This is a genomic window from Brenneria sp. hezel4-2-4 (genome assembly GCF_013155275.1).
Taxonomy (GTDB): domain Bacteria; phylum Pseudomonadota; class Gammaproteobacteria; order Enterobacterales; family Enterobacteriaceae; genus Brenneria.
On sequence record NZ_JABJXS010000004.1, the window covers coordinates 1 to 16660 of the forward strand.

Below are 16660 nucleotides of genomic sequence, written 5' to 3' on the forward strand. Positions count from 1 at the left end.
TTCAGGGCAAAAGCAATTTGCTCTTCAGTACAGCGGATCTTTTTCATGGCCGGATTGCCTCTTTTTTAAGGAAAAGAAGGGCAGAAAACTCCAGTTTAGCCTGGTCCTGTTTAATGGGAAGAGATCACTTTTTGCTTTCCGTCAAAGTGGTAGAGCGGCTGCCAGTATTTCACGCCATCAGGATGTACCAGTAGATCAATCGCGAAGCAATGAACAGGATGCGATAAAGGATTTAATATTTATCTTTGGTATTGGCAAGAACGCATTGCTGGATGAATCACTTTCACACAGTATTTTATTTATCTCTTCAATAGACAATAATTTAGTACTCCGGAGTGAACACTAACTATCCAAAATGTGATGGCGGATATTGTATCGGCTGGCTAATACCGCAGTATTAGTCTCTATAGGATTTTTTTAGCGCAACCCGGGCCAAACGTTGCCGGACTTCGTAACCATACGGATTTTCCGCATCAGGCGTCGTCCGATTGTCGGTTTGTGATATTTGTCGATTGACCGGATTGTACAATCTGGACTGAGAGCCCTGCGGGGGATCTACTATCTAAAACAGTTAGTTAACAGAAGATCTTACTATGGAATTTCGTGATATTAAATATGTGTTAATGGTCGCAGAAGAAAAGAGTTTTTCTAACGCGGCGCAAAGACTCTTTATTACTCAGCCGTCGTTGAGCCAATCCATCGCCCGCATCGAGGAATCACTGGGGGTAAAATTGTTTGATCGCAGCAGAAAGCCTTTAATGCTGACTTTCGCCGGGAAGCAATTTCTTGAAATGGCTTATCAGATTTTAAATTATGAAAAACAACTTCATAAGAAGATGAAGGACATAGCCGATTTAAAAAATGGAAATATCACCGTTGGCATTTCTCAATTCCGGGGAAAGTACTTTTTCCCCAAAGTGCTTCCGATTTTCTATAATAAATACCCCGGCATAACAGTTTCTATTTATGAAAATAATGCATCAAAACTTGAAAGTGCTGTACTTACTGGTGATATAGATTTTTGCGTGGAAATTTTACCGGTAAAAAACAACGATCTAACCCATTCTCTTATCAATAAGGAAAGGCATTTAATCGTATTGCCCCGCGATCATCCTGTTAACAGTAAGTATAAAGTCAATAGTTCTGTTGATTCATATCCCTCAATCAATCTGGTTGATTTACAAAATGAGCCGTTTATTTATCTTCTTCCGGATTCTCAATCCAGAATCCAGCTCACAAATTTCTTTAAAAAACAAAAATTTACACCCAAACAAATCATTGAGGTCAGAAGCATGGAAACGGCCCACGCGTTAGCCGTCGCCGGCATAGGCGTTGCGTTCGTATCGGAAGTGATCATTCCTTACTGCAATCCCGAATTTCGCGGAAAATATTATATATTAAACGGCTGTGTGCCTGATCAATTGCAAGTGGGGTTTGTTTATAGAAAAAATGCTTATCTGTCTAAAGATGTATTTTCTTTTTTTTCAACGGTAAAAAGTATTTACAGGTAATGCCGGTTTATCTGCCGACGGCATTAATCCTGATTTTCAGCCCCAGCCACCTGCCGTCCCTGGCGCCATTCATCACAATATTAATAATTTTCTTTTTACCGAACTTATGGGCGTAGTAATAGCCGTAATACCGTGAAAATACCATGACAGTTCTGATAGAGATAGTGCTTAACTTTACGAAAATAATTATTTTTCTGGCGGTAACGGCCCTGGAGTTGGCAAAGTCACCCTTATTACATTAATGTAAACAATACGATAAATGCCGCAATGATCGTTGGAATCATATTACGTTTACTAATTTCTATAGGATTAACGCCCGCAATTTTAGCCAGAATAATTGCCGCCGGACATACCGGTGACATTGTGCGCCCTAAAGCGGCCCCGATTTGAACCATGGATCCCATTTCGATAATACCATAGCCGAAACTCGGGGCGTGTGGTGTTACGGCTCCATTAAAAGCAAGTGCCGCCGCATTTCCCGTGCCTGATATGGCCGCTATAATAAAAGGACCAAACGCCGCCGAGAATTTGGCCAGTTGCTGCGAACTTTTCATTATATCCAGCAACTCGTCAACCAGACCAATGGCCTGCATCCCCTGAATAAACATTGCGGCGGAAGCGATAATGCCGACGACATCGCAGAAACCATCCCCCATTCCGCGGAAGAACTGCTTTGTCATCTCTTTTAAATGCCGTCGGGTAATAATAAACCCTAACGCGGTTCCCAAGATCATTGCCTGAGGCACTGTAAATTCAGGTATCAACTGAACCTGTTTACTGCCTAAAACTAAAATAACAATCGGGACGACAGGTATAAAGGAAAATAAATAATTGACCTTGTTTTTTTCAATTTCCCCATCTTTACTGACTGAAGGGCTGCTTCCCACGCCTTCTTTTTTTACATAAGCAATCACCATTAAAATCAATGCGGCGGCAACAGCAGCAACTAATACCTGTCTGGAAAAGGTCGAGATAACGGTCATGACATCCACCCCAGCCATTTCAGCTACCTGAGGGTTAAACATCAGGCCGGGACTCATGACGCTCCCCCATGTTCCTAAAAACACAGCGCTGCCGGCCATTGCCGGACGAACACCTGCGGCCAGCAAAGTAGGAATTAAAAGTGTTCCTACGGCAGCAGCAACGCCAGCCGCGCTTGGTATAGCAATATTCAGGAAAAATGTGGATAAAACAGCACCGGGAATAATAATTAACGGCACTTTCTTTAACAAATTCGTCATAAAAGTAATCAGATGTTTGCTACAGCCTGTATAGTCCATTACGTAGCTGAAGCCCATGACTGTGCAAATTGTTGGCACCAGACCGGGATTGGTTAACTCTTTGACAAAGGCATTGACCGCACTGACAACATTTCCCCCGAGTAATGCCATAACTGCGCCGGAAATAATTAGCACTAATCTGGTTTCATAATTTTTTATGATAAAATAAAATGTTGCAATAATAATAAGAATACCAGCCCATATCATAATTTTATTCTCCTTAATATAATTGCATTGGTTTTTATTGTTGGCTTTACCTGGTTTTGCAAATCGGCGGATTATTCGACGCCATGCAAAATCTCCGTGCAACGCAGGGCCATTTTTATGTGGTCAATTTTATTACTATTATGCGAGAGTAAAACAGCATGGACATTCGTCAGATTATTTTATTTTTAGGTAACCTTATTTTATATCGCATTTATCGAAGTCCCATTCCCAGTCACAATATGGAGCCGTTTCTCTAACATCATCCCGCAGCTCAACACCAAGTCCCGGACCTTCCGGCACCATTAAGTAGCCATTCTCAATTTTAAACGGCGTGGTTATCTCTTTTTGAATCTTCTCCCATTCACTTGTAATAGGACACATTTCCATTACTTCAAAATTAGGTATTGCGGCGGCCAGATGCAGACTACCGGCAAGATTAATGCTGCCAGTAGCAACATGCGGAATAACATTTACATAATGACTTTCCGCAATTGCTGCGGCTTTTTTACAACCGGTAATGCCCGCCATAACACAAATGTCCGGCCGAATAAAACTAACGCTTTCCTCCCGAAGCAGCATATCAACATCCTGAATGCAGAAACTGCGCTCTCCGGCACTGATCGGTGTTTTAGTTTTACGCGTTATTTCTTTTAGCGATAAATAATTTTCATAATTAATAGGATCCTCGAAGAAGAGAAGATTGCAGTCTTCTACTATCCTCAGCAGAGTAATACTTTCATGCGGCTGTAACGCACGATGAATTTCGCAACCAATATCCATATCCAGACCAACAGCTTCACGCACGGCATGAATCATATCGCTCATTGCTTTCATCTGGCGCGCGTAAGTACCGGTGGCCTCCCTGATGTTGGTTGGATTTAAACGAATGCAGGTATATCCTTCCGCCTGTAGCTTTATCGCTGATTCAACGCTCTCCTCAATGGTTTTGCCATTCACAACGCCCCATAAACGAATTTTCTTGCGCACGGCGCCGCCTAACAGCTCATAAATAGGGGCATTATAAAACTTACCCTTGATATCCCACAAAGCAATGTCAATGGCGGAAATCGCGCTGCCGACAACCGTGCCGCCGAATTTAAACCGGTTATATAACTCGCTTCCGATATATTCTATCCGCATCGGATCCTGACCAATCAACGGTTTTGCCATGCGGGCAACAGCGCCGGCCACCGCTTCCCTGAAGCCCCAGTTCCCGCCTTCGCCTGTGCCGATAATACCTTCGTCAGTGTACACTTTTACGAATAAGCGGCGAGAGCCTGTTAAAATAGATTCAACTTTTGTGATCTTCATTCATTTTTCCTTTATGAAAATATTATCGAAATATAGAGCACTTAACATATTCGAGATATTCGCGCATAATTCAGGATTTTTTTAATGATAAATAGTGAGATAACAGCCAATAATTCCGCCGTAAATCTCTAAAAATTTCGCCTCATTGGCTATTTATTTGGACTATCGCACTCTATAAATAATAATTCAAATTGGAAATTACATATAATATTATAGGTTTTGATTATACTTCATTTTAAATAGCTATTTTGGGTTCCCTTCTTAATAGGGAGGGTCATGTAATAAACAGTTTTTATTAAGTGATATGAGTAAGGAAATTACTGGATCGGTATCAACCGGGAATACCGACTAGCCGCCCAAATGCGATATGGCCTGGCTCCCACCAACAGCGACACAACCGGCTCCGGCCGGTTGTGTCGTTTCTACGGCCATACTCAATAAAGATGAAATTATCGATTAGGTTTAATTGATATAAACTTGGCGGATAAATCGATTATTTTATTCTCTTTGAGTATGTTCAATCGAAGGATCACATCGCCCGATCGCTCAGCAGATCAACCTTACTTGTCTTGGCGATATGCTCAATGTAACTGGCGACATTCGGCCCGAAGCTAACGCCTTTAACAATGGTCAGCGAGCGGAGAACCGGGAACAGAATAAAATCGGTGGTGGAGATATCCCGTTTATTGGCCAGCAGAGGTTCAAGCTCGGCGAGTTTTTGCCGGACATCAGCGACCAATGCGGGAGTATCGGCAATGAGCGCGTCCAGATCGCCAAAGGCCTTTTCTTCCCGCAGTAAATAAGCCGAGCGCGCTTGCGGGGTAGATAGCTCTTTAAACTCAGATCGGGTGAAGCGCGGAACGGCCAGTTTGAAAACCGCCCCGGAGGCTGCCTTGCACCATTCTTCAATGACGGGATCCGCGGGTTTATCCGCCAATAACGGCGTTTTCAGGCTGTCTACATAATGAACGATATCCATACTTTCCGGCATAAAGCCGCCATCGTCTTTCTGCAAAATAGGCACGACTTTGCGTCCGACCATTCGGGTTGGGGTTTCAACGTCGCCCTCCATAATAACGGACAGTTCAAATGGCAATTCTTTCAGACCGAAAATCATTCTGGCTCTGACGCAAAACGGGCAATGCTCATAGATGAAAAGTTTCACAGTTGACTCCTGGGTGACGTAAAACGGCGGGATCATTGTTTTGTCCCGCGCTTTCCAAAAACGATGTCACCAGAGTAATACCAGCGATGGGCGTCGGTAAAGAAAATGCATCCGTCACCGGCCTCTCATTTACTGAGCCGCAGTTCGGTTCGTGAGTTGGCGATGCTGGCGAACGCCGCCGACAGATGGTTCACGTTGGAAGCATCAAAATAATAACCGCCCGCGCCGCTGGAGCAGTTCTGCATCAGCGTTTTCGTCGCCTCACTCACGCTGTCGCCCAGCACCACCGTGTAAATTTTAATACCCTCTTGCTTCATCCTGGTACAGAGCGTGGCGGTTAACTTATTCATAGCGGCGTTATCCATTTTCTCTCCGTACGGCTGTATCGCCGTGCCGCCGCTTCTTATTTCGGCGATGGAACCTACCCGCAATGAGGTAAAATCAACGCTGTTGGCATACTTATAAGACGAAAGCAGGTGATTATCGTCGTTCAGTTTTTCGATATAAGCGCTGTAAGAGTCGTCCTCTGCTTCAGACCAGGCGCTATTACCGTCTTTTCGTACCTGATATTTGAAGTGAACGGCATACTCCACGGCAATGTCTTTTTCGCCATCGATGGTGACGCCGGCGTCAAGCTGGTTATTGCCGTCGGTCAGCAGAACCACGGCTTTATCCAGGTTGATAGACTTATCGCGAGGCTTTTGTCCGTCTCCCCAGCCTGAGCGCCAGCCGGGTTCCAACATGCGCCATGACCAGAGCAACCCTAATGGAATAATGGTGCGCCCATCGTCAACCATGTCGCCGATTTTTTGTTCCAGCGCCGCTTTATTGTCGGTCAGAAACAGCATTTCCCGGCTAGAGGGACAATTATCATGGCGGACATTTTTTTGTATATAGTCAGGATTGAAAGCGAATTGCGGCACGATATTGCCGTTACTATCGATGTCGGCGCGAATACTGCGAGGGCCGGTAATCTGCGGTGCAAAAGCAGGAAAAATGCGATATTCCGCCACCGCCTTGCCGCCGTTTCTTTGCCTCTCATAGCGGGCTTTCAGCTGTGCGGTGGTAATTAGATGGTTATCGGGCGCGCTGAGGGTCGCGACGGTGATCAGCGGTTCAAATCGTCCCGGTAATCCCGGCTCGGCCGCAAACGTATCGCCAACATACGGTTCCACCAGGCAACCCGCCCAATTTATGTTGCTGGCGATATAAGGGGATTTTTGCGCCGACGGCGACAGCCAGTGTGCCTTATCTCTACCAACGTAGACGGTATCGGCAAACGGCACGATACCGATAGCGACATCACTGTCGCCGTTACGGCTATCTTGCAACAGCGACGCGACCAAGTTTTTCGACGCCGCTTTCAATGCATCGATTTTTTTCGGATTGCCCTGCCCCATCGAACCGGTATTATCCAGCGCCAGCACCATTTCCAGATCGCCTCTGCGGCGCACCGCTTCATTCGCCACCGATAAATTAAAGGACGTTCTCTCCATCATCCCGGTGGTCAGCAACGGAAGCGTACCGCTGGCCGACATCTGTACCAATTGTGCGCCGATTGCGCCCTGTCCGGTATTCCCCGTTGCGTAATCGATCTTCAGCGACTCAGGCGGGATCCGGCTGCCGAGAAAACCCTGCGGCATATTGCTGTGAAAATAGCCGGCGGCGTCGGCGCGCCAGCGGGTTTCATGGTCGGAACCGACCTCCGGGGTAAATTTTTCCAGATTACGTCCGGCGGAAATCGCCGCCGCATCCAGCGCATTTTGCAACTTGCCCTGCGCCAGGCTGTAGCGAATAAAATCAATCGATCCCAGCAACATAAACAAGATCACCGGAAAACAAAGCAGATAGGTCACCGTTACCGCGCCGCGCTGTTCGTGCAGGAGTTTGTGAATAAATAATCGGAGTGTGGTCATGGCTGCTGCCGCCTTCATACTATTCAGACTCAATACGTAACGGGATAAAGCGCGGGCGATAAAATACCCGGCTGACGATTTGCCGTTCAGCGCCGAGCGCCCGCCAAAATGTCGAGCCAATCGCAAACGGGGTGTAGTGATAAAAGACTTCCACCACAATGGCCGCATCGCCGACCTCGGCCTGCGGGAAGCCCGCCGGCGGGGCCAACCGCGAAACCGGAACGCGGCTGTTGCCGCTGCCCTTAAAAATTTTCGACGGCCTTTCCGGTATCGTTTGCCAGACAGCCTCGCCGTTGGCCTCTTCCGCGGTATAGAAACTAATCACTAAACCGCCATTGCGTTGATAATCGAGCGGGGTCATCAAATCCGGCGCAATGGTCTGATAGGTACAAATATCATCCGCCAAACGGCACCCATTGCCGTCTTTCAGTTCACGCTGCATCGACAAGCTGTTGGCCACCATAAATGCCGCGCGATCCACCACCGCCGCCGTTCGAAAATAGTGGTATAGCTCCCACGCCCCAATGATCAGAAACACCGCCAGGGGAATAATCAGCGCCGCTTCGATCGCCACCACGCCACGGCAGTTTCGCCCGACACGCCACAACGCCGCCTGCGCCACACGTTGCCGCAGATAACCACAGATATTCATCGCTCGCTGTCTCATGGTTCGTTCTGAATCAGGATCACGCGTTCAAAACGCATTCTGTTATAGCCCAGCCAGAAGAGAAATCCCGTCAGGCCGGGGCGATCAAAACCCAGCCGATAGATCACCATATCGCCCCGCTTGCCGGCGTCACATACCGGCTGATAGTTTTCGTCGTTCAGATCGCTGAACTGATTATCTTCCCCGGGGGTGTAGATCCTGGCATCAACATATATCGCCTTTTCGCTGCTGACCCAGGTCGATAGCGTGTTTTTCATTACGCCGCGCACCGCCTGTCGACAATCCCCCTCAATACCGATGCGCCCCATCCGCGCCACCCGATTGGCGGCAATATCCAGATGCGCATCGGCCAGCATGATGAAAGCCACTTCAACGGCAATAAACACCACCGCAAACAACAACGGCGCCACCAGCGCGAACTCCAGCGCGCTAACGCCGCGCGGATTACGGCGCAACAGACGGAACAGGGTTAACGCTTTCATCGCATCACCTCATGTTCTGTCGCAGGTAGTGATAGAACGCCAGATTGTCCTCTACCGCGCTGCGTGACTGGTTGCTCATCAGAATCTCTTCGGCGGCGTCATCCCGCCCCAGCATTCCATAAGCCAACGCCAGATTGTCCCGCTCCTGCGGCAGTTTGCCGGACACGCCGCTGTCGCCCAGCAGGACATTGATCGCTTCGCGGGGTTTCCCGTTCAGCGCCAGCGATAACCCCAGATTGGTGCGTAACGCGCTATCATCGGGATGCAGGCTCAACCCGCGCCGATAGGTGCTCTGCGCTCGATCGGGATCGTTGGCCAGATCGTAACTGACGCCCAGCCCGGACAAAGCCAACGGATGGTCGGGAAAATGGCTGAGAATAGACTGGAAACGGGCAATGGCCGCCGTCAGGTTGCGCTGTCGCACCAAAACCCGGGCTTGCCCCAACTGGGCGTCGATATTTTCCGGCTCCAGCCGCTGTGCGGTCGCGTACGCTTTACTGGCGGCGCCCAGTTCGCCCGATAAGAAATGAATGTCCGCCATCCCCAGCCAGGCCGAGGCATTATCGGGCTGTTGCTCGATTAAACGGCTATAGATTGGCAGCGCGACATTAAGATCCCCGCTGTGTAGCGCGCTGGCCGCGATACGCAGGTCGCTCTCCCCCATGGTCGCGTGCCGCTGGGCCGTTTTATCCGCATGCGGGGGAACCACGCAGCCCGCCAGCGAAATCAGTACACACAGCACCACGCCTATCCGATATTTATAATCCATCGCCATCATCCTTCCGGTTATATTTTTATTACGGCTGTTCGGCGAAAAAAGCCATCAACCCCAGCACCGACGGCCCTGCCGCCACAATTAATACCGTGGGCAGAATAAACAGCATCATGGGCAGCGTGATTTTCACCGCCAGCTTGGCGGCCGCTTCTTCCAGCCGCATCATGCGGGCGGTGCGTTCGGAGCGGGCCAGAATACGCAACGCCTGGGTAATCGCCGTGCCATACTGACGGGATTGCAGCAGCGTATTCACCAGCGAGTTGATGGAATCCAGCCCGGTGCGCGCGGCCAGCCGCTTGAGTACGGTTTCGGTATCGCTGCTGAGCTGCATTTCCCCGGAGGTTAAACGCAGCTCATCCGCCAGAGCGGGGCAGACGATTTCAATCTCCTCGGCAACCCGCTGGATGGCGCTGTTCAGGCCCAGCCCGGCGTTGGTGCAGATCACCAACAGATCGAGCGCATCCGGTAAACTTTGCTGGATCAGACGCTGACGCCGCGCCACCAGCCGGTCGAGCAACAGGCGCGGAAATAGCGTCCCCAGATAGAGCGCCATCAGGCCGAGCGCCATACCATATAGCCGGTTGCCCTCCAGATACGGCCAGACGAAGATCGCCACCAGCGCGGCCAGCGAAAGCATCGACAACAACGATAGCGCCGCGACGACAATCAATGCCTGAGGGCCGCGGAATCCGGCGGAAACCAGTTTGCCGGCGATTTCCGTGCGCTGAGCTGCGCTGAACAGCGGCGCAAAGCGGCCGATATGCTGCAACATCCGCATCATTCGCTGAGGCAAAGCATGATACCGCCAGGACTGAACCGGCCCCTGTTGCTGGTTACGCTTGCGTAATACTTCGGCGCGCAGCCGTTCGGCCAGCCTGGCGCGGCGCCCGATGCGGGCATACAGATACAGCGCCACCCCGGCGACCGCGCACAGCAGATAGATGAGATTAAACAGATCCACTCAAACCTCCATTTTGGCAATCTTGCGAATCGACATCACGCCCAGCGCCAGCATGATGCCCGCCGTCCATAACAGACTTCGCCCGTTGGGCGTCTCAAACAGAATGCTGATGTAATCGGGGTTAAGCGCATACAGCGCGCCGCCGATAAAAAACGGCAGCAGCGCGAGGATCGTGCCGGACAAGCGCCCTTCGGCGGTCATCGCTTTGGTTTTCAGCCGCAGATCGCGCCGCGCCCGGATAATGGCGGAAAGATTATCCAGCGCTTCCACCAGCGAACCGCCGGTGTCGCGTTGCAAGGCGAGGCAAACGGCAAAAAAGGCAAAGTCAGGTAATTCGATACGCAATACCGCTTCGTCCACCACTTCCTGAATATCGTTGCCCAACAGCAGCCCGTCGCCCATTTTCAGAAATTCCGGCCCGAGCGGCGCGGCTACGTGGTCGCCGACATTGCGAATGGATTGGGTGACCGGGATCCCGGCCTGACTGGCGCGGGTGATCATATCCATCGCCTCCGGCAGTTGATCGAGAAACCGCAGTTGAAAACGCGCAACCTGTTTCTGGTAAATAAAAGCGACCGCCGCCAGCGGAGCAACCAGCAACGCCAGCGGGAGGCTCCACCAGCTAACCGGGATAAAACCGTAGGACAGCAGAGTGGCGGCCAGCAGGAGCACCGCCGCCGCGGCTATTGCCAGCGTCCGCTTTCCCTGCCTGCCGCCGACGGTATCCAGGCGGTTAAGATAGTATCCCAATGTTCCCATGGCCTGACGCCGACGGCGGCGGCGCGCGGCGGCCTGCGCCCGCGCCAGTTCCAGCAGGATTTTTTGCCGCGAAACGTTGGCGGATACGCCGGAGATCGTTTTCAAACGCTGCCGGATGCGCGCGCCGGCCCGCTGGCGCAGCGCGTTGCTCACGACGATAACGGCCAGCCCGGCCAATACGCTGGCGGCGAAAGCCGCCATCATCACCACATCTGCCTGACTCATGGCCGCACCGCCTCCAGCAACGCGTTTTCCATGCCGTAATAGCGCGCCCGCTCGGCAAAAGCCGGGCGCATGCCGCTGCTGTCGAAGGTTCCCTTGACGTCATCGTCAAAGGCGCTGGCATCGTAACTGAAGTGAAACAGCTCCTGGGTGACAATCACATCCCCTTCCATTCCCGCCAGTTCGGTAATGCTGGTGACGCGCCGGGCACCGTCACGCATGCGTTCAACCTGAACAATCAGATGCACCGCGCTGGAAATCTGCCGGCGAATGGAATACAGCGGCAGATTGCCGTTCGCCATCAGCACCATGCTTTCCAGACGGATCAGCGCATCACGCGGATTGTTGGCGTGCAGCGTGGTCATCGAACCATCATGGCCGGTATTCATCGCCTGGAGCACATCCAGCGCTTCCACGCCGCGCGTCTCCCCCAGAATGATGCGATCCGGCCGCATACGCAGCGCATTGCGAACCAGATCGCCCTGCGCCACCCGGCCGATCCCCTCCAGATTCGCCGGGCGCGTCTCCAGTCTTAAGACATGGGGCTGCTGTAGCTGTAATTCAGCCGCATCCTCAACGGTAATCACCCGCTCGGAAACAGAGATAAACCGCGACAGCGCATTGAGCAGCGTGGTTTTGCCCGAGCCGGTGCCGCCGGAAATAATGATGTTGAGCCGACTGGCCGCCGCAATCTCCAGCACCCGCGCCATAGCCGGCGACAGGCAGCCTCTCGCCACCAGCCGCTGTAGCGTCAGATCCCGGCGTGAAAACTTACGGATCGAGATCGAGGCGCCGTCTATCGCCAGCGGCGGTAAAATCACGTTGACGCGGCTACCGTCAGGCAGACGGGCGTCCACCATCGGGCTGCTTTCATCCACCCGCCGCCCCACCGATGACGCGATACGCTGGGCGACGCTGATGACATGCGCATTATCGCGGAACTTGAGCGGCGTCAGTTCCAGCTTGCCGAAACGCTCCACATAAATCTGATCCGGGCCGTTGACCATAATGTCGGACACCGTTTCATCCTGTAACAACGGCTCAATCGGCCCGACACCGAACATGTCGTTGAGGATCTCCTGTCCCATCAACCGTTGCTCGGTTTGCGTCACCGGCATGTTATCCATCACCACCGTTTCGGCGATAATGGCTTCAACATCGCGCTTTACCTCCTCACGGGTACGATTGAGCGCGCTGGAGACATCAATAGTGGAAAACACGGTCTGCCGGATCCGCACATAATATTCGGAGCGCACTACCGTCGCCTCGCTATCGGGCAGACGATACGTCGCCAGCGGATCGCGTGCGGAAGCGGCGGCGTCCGACACCGGCGCCAGCACGGCGGCCTCTTTGTGTTCCCGGCCGCGATTATTTTCCAGGGGCGGGGTCGCCACACGCGGCGCCAGCGCCGTTTCAGGCGCGGCGGTCAATTTGCGGCCGAAGCTCATGCTGACCCCTTGCTGAGTATCTTCTGCCACCATGACGCCTGCTGCCTGGCCTGTGCTTCACCGGTCAATACGCCGGTAAGCTGTTTAACGCCGCGGGCAAACTCACTGCGCTCCGGCAGCGCCTCAGCCAGATTTTCCGCCAGCGACAGCGACTGGGCGTCGTAGCCGATTTGAACCGCGATCGCCAGATCCACCGCCTTAACGAAATCGTCGATATTGACTTTATTACGGTTCAGCGGCTGTGGCTGGTTGACGATGCTGTACACGGTAGCCGGGTTGGGATGCGCTTCGATATGGCGCGCCAGCCTGACCAGCGTTCGGGCGGAGTAAACCGATCGATCCGCCACCACGCAGGCCAGACTGGCATGGGAAAACACCTCGGAAGCCAGTTCGCCGCCCCGCTGCGGCACATCCAGCACCACATAGTGGAAATGTTGGCTGAGCGTGGTCAGCAACGCGCCCAGCGCGCCTTCCGCCGGCGTATAGGCGTCCATAAAATCCAGTTCGCCGCCCAGGGCATACAGCCGATTGTCCACCGTAGACAGCGTCCGTTCCAGATACTGCGGATCCAGACGGTTCACATTGCCCATGATTTCAATCAGCGCGTTCCCGCCCGCCAGTCCCAACATCCCCATACCGGCGCCGCCATAAAAATCGAGATCGATATAGACCACGCGCCGATGCGCGCCGCCGTCGGCAAGCCCCCGGGCCAGATGCGTCGCCACGCTGGTGGTGCCGACCCCGCCGCGCGTGCCGATAACGGCGATAACCTTGCCAAGCCGCCGCTGACGTACCCTGTTGCTCTCGTCCGCTTCCAGCGCGCGACGCAATAATTCGGTTCCCAACGGCTTCACCAAATAGTCTTGCACCCCGCGTTGCAGCAGATTGCGATACAGACCGACGTCATTGCGATCCCCCACCACATAGACCCGCACCGACGGCTCGCAGGCGTTGGCCAGCCGTTCCAGCTCATCCAGCGGCCCGCTGGAACCGGAAATATCCACCATCAGGCGCTGCGGCGAGCGGCCGGTTTTTTTCAGCCAGGCGATCGCATCATCGATATCGCCGCGCTCAACCCGGCTATCGGTCAGGGTGCCGGCTTTCAGGAAACGCGTCAGTTCCTCTTTGCTGTCGGAATCATGAACAAATGCCGCGAAATTTACCGCGCGCTGCTCACCCCGTTCTTTCTCACCCAGTACGCTCATAGATCCCTATCCGCCTAATCACCTGATTTTGAAGTAGAGTGCGTCTGCCGCAACGGCTCGACCGTATTCTGGCGATAGCGCGTCACCGATAAGGCCGCCGCATCCGCTTGCATACCGCTATACACCCGGGGCCGGGATAAGTCCTGCGGCCGCGCCAGACTCACCGCCAGATTGGTGTAGGTCGCACAGCCGAACGCCACTTGTCGGCGACCGTTATGACTCCAGTGATAGTCGGGTTGGAGCAACGGGTAGCAATCCGGCGGCATCGCCACCCACCGTTTGCCGTACTGCTGCAATTTGATTGATGAAACATCCGGCATACCGGCCTTATCCCGCTGCCATGAAGCGCACCCCGCCATCAGCCCGATGCCGCCGGCGATGAGCAGTAACGCGGACAGGCGCAGTCTTGTATCAACAGCCATCCTCATACTCCTTTATGTCAACGAATCACTAATACACAAAACCAGCCGATCCCGTCAGGCGGGGAACTTCATTTTGCAAGGGGTCATAACCGATCTTTTTGTTCACGATAAATTCGATATCGGAATTGGCCCGCATGCTGTCCAGCGGCGTCGCCAGTTGCGCGGCGGCCGCGGGCCGCACCAGATACGGCGTGACGATCACCACCAGTTCGCTTTTGTTGTTTTGATAATCCGTAGAAGAAAACAGTTTGCCCAACACCGGCACCGAACCCAGCCCCGGGATTTTAGAAAGCACATCGCTGACGTTGTTCTGCAACAGACCGCCAATGGCGAAACTTTGGCCGCTCGCCAGTTCGATGGTGGTTTCCACGCGGCGCACGGACACCCCGGGGATCGTCAACCCTTCCATCACGATGCTGTTGTTGGGATCGATATCGCTGATTTCTGGACGCACTTTGAGGCTGATGCGGTCGTCGCCCAATACCGTGGGGGTAAAATCGAGCGCCACGCCGAATGGTTTGAACTCCACGCTCATCGATTCGGATTCCTGACGGATAGGAACCGGGAACTCCCCGCCGGCCAGAAAACTGGCGGTCTGACCGGACACCGCGGTCAGGTTAGGCTCGGCCAGAATGCTGATTAAGCCTTCCTTATCCAGCGCGTCAATCATGGTTTCAATCGACGTATTGCCGGTACGGAACCCGCCGATACCGCCATAGGCGCCCGATGCCCGGGTATAGTTCCTCACCCCCGTAGCGGCGTCGGTCGTCGCAAAGTCCCGCATTCCAGCCAGCCCAAGCAGAAAGTTTCCCGGGGTGGAAACCGCCTCCCAGTTCACCCCCAGTTGTTGAACGACCTGGCGCGACACCTCGGTGACGCGCACCCGCAGATGCACCTGCACCGGGCTGGCGATAGTCAACTGGTTGAGCAACTGCTCCTTTTCCGCCAGATAGGGACGAATGGTCTGGACAACCGCCTCGGCGGCTTCGGCATCCGGCACCGAACCGGTAACCATGATCGAACCCGGCGTCGAGGTCAGCGCCAGCCGCAGTTTCGGGAAACGCTGGCGCAACGAACTTTGCAGTTCGCCCAGATTATGCCGCACCACCACCGTGCGTTGCAGCAGCGGTTTGCCCGCTTCATCCAGCGCGTACAGCGAGGTGGTGCCCACCCGTTTCCCCAGCACCAGCACCGCGCCCTGAGCCGGCGACTGCACATCGGCGATCTCCGGGTCGGCGACGAATACCGTCGTCATTTCAGCGGCGACGTTGATTAATTTCCCCGCCCCGACAGACAGCGCCAGCGTCTGTTGCGCCTTAACCGCCGTCGTCAACAGCAAACCGGCCATAGCCAGCGTAAGCATAAAAGTGCTCAATGAAATCCTAGCGAGCATGAGAGCTAAACTCCTGTTCCTGACGTTGACTGCCCCGCATAATCACCACCTGACGCGGCGCTAGCGGGCGCGCATTTCCTTCCGATGACGCCGATGCGCCGTTCCCCAATGCCCGGGAGACATCGCCGCCCCATATTGGCCGGTTCTCCTTCCCGACCGTCTTATCCCATGCCACCACCGAGGCCGTCGCCTGCTGCTGATCGTCGCCCTCGCCCCCATCCCGCTCGTCCACCGCGAAGCTGCGCAGCGCCATGGACAGGCTGCCCAACTGCGCCGCCACGGTCACCGCCTCCGCCGCCCGGGGCGCCACTTCAATGGTCACGGTGCCGGCGCGGATCGGCTTGCCGTTATCTTCGGTTTTGCGCTGTATGCTGGAGCCGACGGCGATAATACGCACCCGCTCGACCACTGTTTCACTCACCACCGCCCGCGCATCATGACGGGGGTTGTTCTCGTCCTGACGTAGGCGCTGGGTGAGGATAATGTCGACGAAATCGCCCGGCTGAATCAGCCCGGCGTTGCCGGAAACCTCATCCACCGGCACCGAGACGGCGCGCATGCCCGGTTTCAACACCGCCGCCAGAAAACCCGGGGCGTCCGGGCGGATGACATCGCTCTCCAGAATCAGCGTCCCCGCCGCCATCTGTTTGCGCAGCAGCGCCCCGTTAAGATTGGCCGCGCGGCCGTCCGCCGTCAGCGCCCCTTCCGGCACCTTGTTTTCCGGGTAGGCTTGCCAACCCAGATCCCCCTCGCGCAGCAGCAACCCTTCCGGCAACGCGGCAGCGGTGATACGCACTTGCACACGTTGTTCCGGCGGCGCGTCGCTCTGCTCGCTAGTGACGAACATCATGCGGGCCAGCGCCGCCAGCAGGGCCGCCGCCAGCAGAATCAAGGCCAGTTTCAATACCGAAGACATCGACAGACCACTCCCAAATG

Annotated in this window: 16 protein-coding genes; 2 read left to right on the forward strand and 14 right to left on the reverse strand. The window is 53.9% G+C overall.

Annotation, left to right across the window (positions count from 1 at the left end; genetic code table 11):
- Window positions 1-346, forward strand: a 346-nt coding sequence (locus HOY33_RS09745) for a hypothetical protein (RefSeq protein WP_172290036.1), incomplete at its 5' end; no start/stop codon positions are given.
- Between the two features lie 247 nt (window positions 347-593).
- Window positions 594-1511, forward strand: coding sequence for a LysR family transcriptional regulator (locus HOY33_RS09750; RefSeq protein WP_172290037.1), 918 nt, complete (start codon window positions 594-596; stop codon window positions 1509-1511).
- Between the two features lie 233 nt (window positions 1512-1744).
- Here the strand turns inward: HOY33_RS09750 and dcuC are convergent, their stop codons facing one another.
- The 14 genes from dcuC to cpaB form a co-directional block, all read right to left on the reverse strand.
- Entirely contained in the window at window positions 1745-2998 is a 1254-nt protein-coding gene (gene dcuC / locus HOY33_RS09755) for a C4-dicarboxylate transporter DcuC (RefSeq protein WP_172290038.1), read from the reverse strand.
- Between the two features lie 195 nt (window positions 2999-3193).
- Window positions 3194-4309 carry a mandelate racemase/muconate lactonizing enzyme family protein gene (locus HOY33_RS09760; protein WP_172290039.1) on the reverse strand — a complete coding sequence of 372 codons (1116 nt, stop codon included), beginning with the start codon at window positions 4307-4309 and terminating at the stop codon, window positions 3194-3196.
- 529 nt (window positions 4310-4838) lie between these two features.
- A complete protein-coding gene (gene grxB / locus HOY33_RS09765; protein ID WP_172290040.1) occupies window positions 4839-5474 on the reverse strand; it encodes a glutaredoxin 2 in 636 nt (211 codons plus the stop codon).
- A 125-nt stretch (window positions 5475-5599) separates the two neighbouring features.
- Window positions 5600-7390 carry a pilus assembly protein gene (locus HOY33_RS09770; RefSeq protein WP_172290041.1) on the reverse strand — a complete coding sequence of 597 codons (1791 nt, stop codon included), beginning with the start codon at window positions 7388-7390 and terminating at the stop codon, window positions 5600-5602.
- A 19-nt stretch (window positions 7391-7409) separates the two neighbouring features.
- A complete protein-coding gene (locus HOY33_RS09775) occupies window positions 7410-8057 on the reverse strand; it encodes a TadE/TadG family type IV pilus assembly protein (RefSeq protein ID WP_172290042.1) in 648 nt (215 codons plus the stop codon).
- Window positions 8054-8539, reverse strand: a complete 486-nt coding sequence (locus tag HOY33_RS09780) for a TadE/TadG family type IV pilus assembly protein (RefSeq protein ID WP_172290043.1) — start codon at window positions 8537-8539, stop codon at window positions 8054-8056. Before HOY33_RS09780 ends, HOY33_RS09775 begins: the two co-directional genes overlap by 4 nt.
- Window positions 8540-8543: 4 nt before the next feature.
- Complete coding sequence (locus HOY33_RS09785; RefSeq protein WP_172290044.1) at window positions 8544-9308, reverse strand: tetratricopeptide repeat protein; 765 nt, start codon at window positions 9306-9308, stop codon at window positions 8544-8546.
- 28 nt (window positions 9309-9336) lie between these two features.
- A complete protein-coding gene (locus tag HOY33_RS09790) occupies window positions 9337-10275 on the reverse strand; it encodes a type II secretion system F family protein (RefSeq protein ID WP_172290045.1) in 939 nt (312 codons plus the stop codon).
- Window positions 10276-11259, reverse strand: coding sequence for a type II secretion system F family protein (locus tag HOY33_RS09795; protein ID WP_172290046.1), 984 nt, complete (start codon window positions 11257-11259; stop codon window positions 10276-10278).
- Complete coding sequence (locus tag HOY33_RS09800) at window positions 11256-12734, reverse strand: CpaF family protein (RefSeq protein ID WP_330527842.1); 1479 nt, start codon at window positions 12732-12734, stop codon at window positions 11256-11258. The genes HOY33_RS09795 and HOY33_RS09800 overlap by 4 nt, the downstream gene beginning before the upstream one ends.
- Window positions 12701-13909 (reverse strand): AAA family ATPase, encoded by a 1209-nt coding sequence (locus tag HOY33_RS09805; protein ID WP_172290047.1) that lies wholly within the window; start codon window positions 13907-13909, stop codon window positions 12701-12703. Before HOY33_RS09805 ends, HOY33_RS09800 begins: the two co-directional genes overlap by 34 nt.
- A gap of 14 nt (window positions 13910-13923) precedes the next feature.
- Window positions 13924-14331: a CpaD family pilus assembly lipoprotein gene (locus HOY33_RS09810; RefSeq protein ID WP_199378289.1), complete on the reverse strand. Its 408-nt coding sequence runs from the start codon at window positions 14329-14331 to the stop codon at window positions 13924-13926.
- Window positions 14332-14359: 28 nt separating this feature from the next.
- The gene (locus HOY33_RS09815; RefSeq protein WP_199378288.1) at window positions 14360-15724 is read right to left on the reverse strand and encodes a type II and III secretion system protein family protein; all 1365 of its coding nucleotides are present in this window, start codon (window positions 15722-15724) and stop codon (window positions 14360-14362) included.
- A complete protein-coding gene (cpaB, locus tag HOY33_RS09820) occupies window positions 15714-16640 on the reverse strand; it encodes a Flp pilus assembly protein CpaB (protein WP_172290049.1) in 927 nt (308 codons plus the stop codon). The genes HOY33_RS09815 and cpaB overlap by 11 nt, the downstream gene beginning before the upstream one ends.
- Between the last annotated feature and the right edge of the window lie 20 nt (window positions 16641-16660).